Genomic DNA, 6,721 nt, shown 5'->3' with positions numbered 1-6,721 from the left:
ATGGGCAAGCAGTAAGCTGAATTGCCCGTTTACGGGCGGGAAGTAACAAATCTTTCGCGGCTGGCAGATCGTACTTACGCGACGTGACGCGTGGCTAGTATTCTAGGGCTATGCCCGCATATGAAAAACCCCCGGCTATGCCGGGGGATTATTATTTGCGCCCCCGGGGCATACCGCCGCCCCCGCCCGGCCACACTAACCCAAAAGAACCCGAAATTTTGGAGGCGGAGTATGGAATCCATCTGGTCGAAACGCTGCACCCTCCCCGAACGGCCGGCCCTGCCGGGGAATCTTGAGACCGAAATCGCCGTCATCGGCGCGGGTATGGCGGGGGTGCTCATCGCCTCGGCGCTTCAGGAGGCGGGCCGCCGGGTGGTGGTGCTGGAAGCCGGCCGCACCGGCAGCGGCCAAACCTGCGGCACCACCGCCAAGCTCACCACCCAGCACGGGCTGATCTACCACAAACTGATCGACCGGCTGGGGGCCGAAAAGGCGGAACAGTACGCCCTGGCCAACCAGGCAGCTTTAAAAGAATACCACCGGCTCATCACCGGGCGGGGGATCGACTGCGACTACACCCCCTGCGGGGCCTGCCTCTGCGCCCCGGAGGAGGAGCTGGAACAGGAACTCCAGGCCGCCCGGCGGCTGGGGTTAGCGGCGGATTTCACCCGGGATCTGCCCGCGTTTCTGCCCGCCTCGGCGGCGGTGCGGTTTTCCGGCCAGGCCCGGTTTCACCCCCTCAAGTTTTTGGGGGCCATGGCCGAGGGGCTGACCATCTACGAGAACACCCCCGTCCGACGGGTGGAGGGGAATCTGCTGGATACCCCCCAGGGCACCGTCAAAGCCGGGGCGGTGGTCTTTGCCTGCCATTACCCCTTTGTGAACTTCCCGGGGATGTATTTCGCCCGGATGCACCAGGAGCGGGCTTACCTGCTGGCGCTGGAACACGCCCCCGCCCTGGAGGACGTCTACTTCTGCCCCGGGCCGGAGGGTTATACCCTGCGGAGCGCGGGGCGTTGGCTGCTCCTGGGGGGCGGGAGCCACCGCACCGGCGAAAACTCCGCCGGCGGCAGGTACGAGGGGCTGCGCCAGCGGGCGAAGGAGTGGTTCCCCGGCTGCCGGGAGGCGGCCCATTGGTCGGCCCAGGACTGCATGACCCCCGACGAGGTGCCCTTTATCGGGCCCTTCGCCCCCAGCCGCCCCGACTGGTATGTGGCCACCGGCTTCTGCAAATGGGGGATGACCACCTCCATGGCGGCGGCCATGCTCCTGCGGGACCAGATCTGCGGAATCGAAAACCCCTGGGCCCCGGTGTTCGACCCCGGCCGGTTTGAGGCCGGGGAAATCTCCGAGATGGCCTCCCAGGGGGGCCAGGCGGTCAAGGGCCTGGTACGGCGGCTGTTCCAGCTGCCCGACGGGGCGGCGGCCGAGATCCATCCCGGCCAGGGGGGCATCGTCCTTTTGGACGGGGAGAAGGTGGGGGTTTACAAGGACGAAGAAGGGGTGCTCTACCCGGTGGACATCCGCTGCCCCCACCTGGGCTGTCAGCTGGAATGGAACCCCGACGAGGGCAGCTGGGACTGCCCCTGCCACGGCTCCCGGTTCGACCGGTTCGGGCATCTGATTTCGGGCCCCGCTCAGGAGGAGATCTGCCATGATGGAACGGAAGAATGAATTCTGCGGCTGGTATTTCCGCTGCCAGTCGGGGGAAAAGACCCTGGCCCTGATCCCGGCGATTCATGCATCGGGCGCCTCGGGCGGGGAGCGGACCGGCTCGCTCCAGATCATCACCGAGGGGCAAAACTGGAACATCCCTTTTTCGGGGGCCGAGACCGCCCTGGCCTGGGCCCGGCCCCGGGCGGTGGTGGGGCAAAACTATTTCTGCGGCCGGGGGCTGTCCCTGAATCTGAAAACCCCCGAGCTCACCGCCCGGGGCCAGCTTCGGTTCGGGCCCCCCGCCCGGCTGGGGTATGACATCATGGGGCCCTTCTGCCTGGTGCCGGGGATGGAGTGCCGCCACCGGGTGTACAGCATGGGCCATACCGTGACCGGGGCCCTCACCCTCAACGGGGAGGAATACCGCTTCGACCGGGGGACCGGCTATATCGAGGGGGACCGGGGCCGGTCCTTCCCCCAAAAGTACCTCTGGACCCAGTGCTCCTTCCCCGGCGGGGCGCTGATGCTCTCGGCGGCCGAGATTCCCCTGGGGCCGGTGCGGTTCACCGGGGTGATCGGGATCGTCCAGCTGGCGGGGGCCGAATACCGGCTGGCCACCTATCTGGGGGCCCGGGCCGGGGCGATCGCCGGCGGCCAGATCACCGTCCGGCAGGGGGCGCTGACCTTTACCGCCGCCTGCCTCGAGGAGACCGCCCGCCCCCTGCGTGCCCCGGATTCGGGGGCCATGACCCGCACCATCCGGGAGAATGTGGCCTGCCGGGCTCGCTACCGCCTCACCGACGGGGATCGGACGGTGCTGGAACTGGCCGCCTCCCGGGCCGCCTTCGAATACGAATATTAAACACAAAGACGCCCCCGGCGCAGCGTTTGCCGCACCGGGGGCGCTTTTTGCCCTCAGAGAGGGGCGTCAGCAGTCAGAGTCTTCCGGCTCGGGCTGGACGGTGCCCCAGGGGTGCTGGGGCGGGGCGTAGATGGACGACAGCTTCAGGGGGCAGCTCCCGGCGTTGGTGATGTTGTGCCAGGTGCCTGCGGGCACAAAGACAGCATCCCCCACGTTCAGGGTGCACTCCAGATCCAGATGGCATTTGTGTTTGCCCATCCGGACGGTGGTTTTGCCGCCCTCCACCCGGATGCACTGGTCCACATCGGAGTGCATCTCGAGGCCGATCTCGCCGCCCACCGGGATGCTCATCAGAGTCATCTGCAGGTAGGTGCCGGTCCAGAGCGCGGTCCGGAAGTTTTCGTTCTGCCGGGCGGCGCAGAGGATATTGGTGGCGTAGGGGTTGGGGCCGTGATCGGTGGTGTCACAGCCATAAGGGCAATGGTTGCAGCTCATGGGATATTCCTCCTTTCCGATAGGGTATCCCATGCTATGCAGCCCCCGGCGGCGGTGTGCCTCCGCGCCTCAGAGGGGGATCTGGAAGGCCCCGGCCCCCGGGTAGACCGCCGCCGGGCCCAGGGTCTGCTCGATCCGCAAGAGCTGGTTGTATTTTGCCACCCGTTCGCTGCGGCAGGGGGCGCCGGTTTTGATCTGGCCGGCGTTCAGGGCCACCGCCAGGTCGGCGATGGTGGTGTCCTCGGTTTCCCCCGACCGGTGGGAGACCACCACCCCGTAGCCCGCTTTCTGGGCCATATGGATGGTCTCCAACGTCTCAGAGACGGTGCCGATCTGGTTGAGCTTGATGAGTACGGCGTTGCCCGCCCCCATCCCGATGCCCTGGGCCAGCCGGGCGGGGTTGGTGACGAACAGATCGTCCCCCACCAGCTGGACCCGGCCCCCCAGGCGGCGGGTCATCTCCTTCCAACCGGCCCAGTCCTCTTCGTCCAGCCCGTCCTCAATGGAGCGGATGGGGTACTGGGCGGCCAGGGCCTCCCAGTGGTCGATCAGCTCGGCGGCGGTGTACTCGGTGCCGGATTTGGGCAGCTTGTAATGGCCGGGGCCCTTGGCGGGGTCTTTCCACTCCGAGGCCGCCGCGTCAATGGCCAGGACAAAATCCCGCCCCGGGGTGTAGCCCGCTTTCTGGATGGCGGCCAGCAGGGTCTCGATCACCTCGTCGTCCCCCGAGAGGTCGGGGGCGAAACCGCCCTCGTCCCCCACGGCGGTGGCCAGGCCCCGGGCTTTCAGCAGCCCGGCCAGGGCGTGGTAGACCTCGGCGCACATCCGTAGCCCCTCCTGAAAGGTGGGGGCCCCCACCGGCATAATCATAAACTCCTGGGTGTCCACCGTGTTGGCGGCGTGGGCCCCGCCGTTGAGAATGTTCATCATGGGCACCGGCAGCCGGGTGGCCGCCGCCCCGCCCAAAAACCGGTAGAGGGGCACCCCCTGGGCCGCGGCTGCCGCCCGGCAGGCGGCGATGGAAACCGCCAGGATGGCGTTGGCCCCCAGCCGGGATTTTTCCGGCGTGCCGTCGGCCTGGCGGAGGGCGGCATCCACTTTATAGGTGTCGGCGGCGTCCAGCCCCGTCACCGCCCGGGCCAGGGCGGTGGAAATGTTCTCGGCGGCCCGGCGGGCGCCTTTGCCGGCGTAGCGGCCCGGCTCGCCGTCCCGCAGCTCGTGGGCCTCAAAGGCGCCGGTGGAAGCGCCGCTGGGGGCGCAGCCCCGGCCCAGGGCCCCGCCCGCCAGCCGGACTTCGGCCTCCACGGTGGGGTTGCCCCGGGAGTCCAGGATCTCCCGCCCGGTCACCTGTACAATTTCGAGGGAATTCATACCAATGTTACCTCCGTTGTGATCCCGCCCCGCCGGGGGCCAAAACCGCCTCCGGCCGGGGCAGGGGATACCTTTAGAATGGGCCGGGCCCCGGGCGGTTATGCCGCCCCCGGCGGATGGGACGGCGTTTCTGGATGGAAAAGCCTCTTTTGTTTTGGGCCGGGGCATGATACAATAGATAGCATATAGTTTCCCGCGCCGGCAAAGGGCGCAACGTGAGAAAAAGTCTGGTCCCGGGGTGCAATTTCTCGCCGCACTGAAACGTGTAGAGAGTACAAGGCCCAATCGAGCACCCGACCAAAGGACCGTCAAAGGAGCGGAGCAACCATGGGGCAGTTGGATAAAAAGAATGTTTTTGCGCTGGCCGTCGAACGGTACAGCGATACAGTCTATCGGGCGGCGATGCACAACTGCAGCCGCGCGGCGGACGCGGAGGACGTGGTGCAGGACGTATACGAAAAGCTGCTGCGCTACCCGGGCAATTTTGAGAGCGAAGAACACCTGAAAGCCTGGCTGTTGCGGGTGACCATCAACCGCTGCCACGATCTGACCCGGGCCTCCTACCAGAAGGACACCGAACTGGACGAGACCATCCCGGCGCCGGCCCAGGCCGACGGCAGCGTGCTGGATGCAGTGCGCGCTCTGCCGGACAACTACCGGGACGCCATCTACCTCCACTACTACGAGGGGTACACAGCGGCGGAGATCGGCCGGCTGTTGGGGGCCCCCGCCAACACGGTGCTCAGCTGGCTGCGCCGGGGCCGGGGCCTGCTACATACAATGCTGAAGGAGGAGATCGAAGATGAGGTGGTATGAATATAAAATGGAGGTGGACGAGCTCCACGCCCCCGAGGATCTGAAAGCCCGGCTGCTGGCCATGCAGGCCGGGGCGGCCCCCGAGGCCCCGGCGGCCCGGCCCGCCCAGACCAAAAAGAAGGGCAAGGCCATCCGGTTCCCCATGCGTCGGCTGGCGGGGTTCGCGGCCTGCTTTGCGGTGGGCGTCGCCTGCTGCGGCGTGGTGCTGGGGGGCGGCCTGCGGGTGGGCCTGGGTTCCGCCGGCGCGGGCCAGGCAAGCCAGGCGGCTTATGCCTCCACCAACAACTACTCCACCTTCGCCAGCCCCGAGGCGGCGGGGGTGTCCATGGATGCAGCCGCCAATAAAACCACCCTCCAGAGCCGTTCCGGGGTGGACGCCTCCCAGCAGACCAAGATCATCTACACCGCCAGCCTGACCCTGGAGACCAAGAACTACGACGAGACCCGGGCCGCGCTGGAGGCCGCTCTGGCCGAGGCCGGGGGCTACATGGAATCCTGCGACGAGTCTACCTATTCCGAGTCCGCCCGCAGCCTGAACCTCCGCCTCCGGGTACCGGAGGAAAACTACGAGACTTTCCTGTCGGCGGCGGCCGGCACCGGCAACCTGGTGAGCCGCAGCGAGCAGGCCGAGGACGTCACCGCCCAGTACATGGACGTGGCCGCCCGGCTGGAGAATTTGGAATCCCAGCGGGCCCGGCTGCTGGAGCTGCAGGCCGGGGCCGAGACGGTGGCGGATCTCTTGGAAATCGAGTCCAGCCTCTCGGACGTGCAGTACCAGCTGGAGAGCTGGCAGCGTCAGTTGGACTGGTACGACGACCAGGTGGAGAGCTGCACCGTCAACGTCTATCTGAACGAGGTCAAGACCTACACCCCCTCGGAGGAGGGCTTTGGCCAGCGCCTGACCGGCGCTTTTGGCCGGGGCTGGGACGCCTTCGTGGAGGGAGTCCAGAACCTGGTGGTCTGGCTGGCCGGCGCCTGGCCGGTGGTGCTGATCCTGGCCGGGGCGGCGGGGGGCTTCTTCGGCTGGCGGCGCATCCGCAATAAGAAGCTGGGCCGCTGATCGCTGCTTAAAAAGAGAGAAAACCCGCCGGGAGCCCGGCGGGTTTTTTGCGGCCCGAACCCGGCAAAAGAAAATTTTCGGAAAACCCTTGACAATGCCCCCGCCCTGTGGTATTATACTTGAGCAGCAAGCGATAAAGCTTCTGAGCGATATCGCGGGGTGGAGCAGTCTGGTAGCTCGTCGGGCTCATAACCCGAAGGTCGTTGGTTCAAATCCGGCCCCCGCAACCACCAAACAGGATGAACGATTTTGTTCATCCTGTTTTTCTTTACAGCCCAATCGAAAAGAGCCGCCGTGGAAAAACGGCGGCTCTTTTTGTATAACGAAAACCACTCGCTAGGCGAGTGGTTCTAAAAAAGACTTATGTCGATCATGGTGACAGAAAAACTCCCTTTGCTTAAAATAGAAGTGCGGTCTGCCAACTGCACAACCAAGCAAAGGGAGGTCATTCAAAATGAACG

General features: G+C 66.1%; 6 protein-coding genes and 1 tRNA gene. 5 read left to right on the top strand and 2 right to left on the bottom strand.

Annotation, left to right across the window (positions count from 1 at the left end):
• Positions 1-231: 231 nt before the first annotated feature.
• Both JCM17207_RS07825 and JCM17207_RS07820 read left to right on the top strand, forming a co-directional pair.
• A complete protein-coding gene (locus JCM17207_RS07825) occupies positions 232-1,674 on the top strand; it encodes an FAD-dependent oxidoreductase (RefSeq protein ID WP_238317053.1) in 1,443 nt (480 codons plus the stop codon).
• Complete coding sequence (locus JCM17207_RS07820) at positions 1,655-2,518, top strand: tocopherol cyclase family protein (RefSeq protein ID WP_238317052.1); 864 nt, start codon at positions 1,655-1,657, stop codon at positions 2,516-2,518. The genes JCM17207_RS07825 and JCM17207_RS07820 overlap by 20 nt, the downstream gene beginning before the upstream one ends.
• A gap of 66 nt (positions 2,519-2,584) precedes the next feature.
• On the opposite strand, the gene JCM17207_RS07815 is transcribed toward JCM17207_RS07820, so the two are convergent.
• Entirely contained in the window at positions 2,585-3,013 is a 429-nt protein-coding gene (locus tag JCM17207_RS07815; RefSeq protein WP_238317051.1) for a cupin domain-containing protein, read from the bottom strand.
• A gap of 69 nt (positions 3,014-3,082) precedes the next feature.
• A complete protein-coding gene (gene eno / locus JCM17207_RS07810; protein WP_238317050.1) occupies positions 3,083-4,384 on the bottom strand; it encodes a phosphopyruvate hydratase in 1,302 nt (433 codons plus the stop codon).
• A 327-nt stretch (positions 4,385-4,711) separates the two neighbouring features.
• Between eno and JCM17207_RS07805 the strand changes: the two genes are divergently transcribed.
• The 3 genes from JCM17207_RS07805 to JCM17207_RS07795 all read left to right on the top strand — a co-directional run bounded on the left by JCM17207_RS07805 (position 4,712) and on the right by JCM17207_RS07795 (position 6,490).
• Complete coding sequence (locus tag JCM17207_RS07805; RefSeq protein ID WP_238317049.1) at positions 4,712-5,200, top strand: RNA polymerase sigma factor; 489 nt, start codon at positions 4,712-4,714, stop codon at positions 5,198-5,200.
• The gene (locus tag JCM17207_RS07800; RefSeq protein ID WP_238317048.1) at positions 5,187-6,260 is read left to right on the top strand and encodes a DUF4349 domain-containing protein; all 1,074 of its coding nucleotides are present in this window, start codon (positions 5,187-5,189) and stop codon (positions 6,258-6,260) included. Before JCM17207_RS07805 ends, JCM17207_RS07800 begins: the two co-directional genes overlap by 14 nt.
• 153 nt (positions 6,261-6,413) lie before the next feature.
• Positions 6,414-6,490, top strand: a tRNA-Met gene (locus tag JCM17207_RS07795).
• Positions 6,491-6,721 lie beyond the last annotated feature (231 nt).

Origin of the sequence: Faecalibacterium gallinarum, assembly GCF_022180365.1 — a bacterium.
GTDB lineage: Bacteria > Bacillota > Clostridia > Oscillospirales > Ruminococcaceae > Faecalibacterium > Faecalibacterium gallinarum.
The sequence above is the reverse complement of the archived record's forward strand: the minus strand, read 5'-3'. Positions and strand labels throughout refer to the sequence as shown.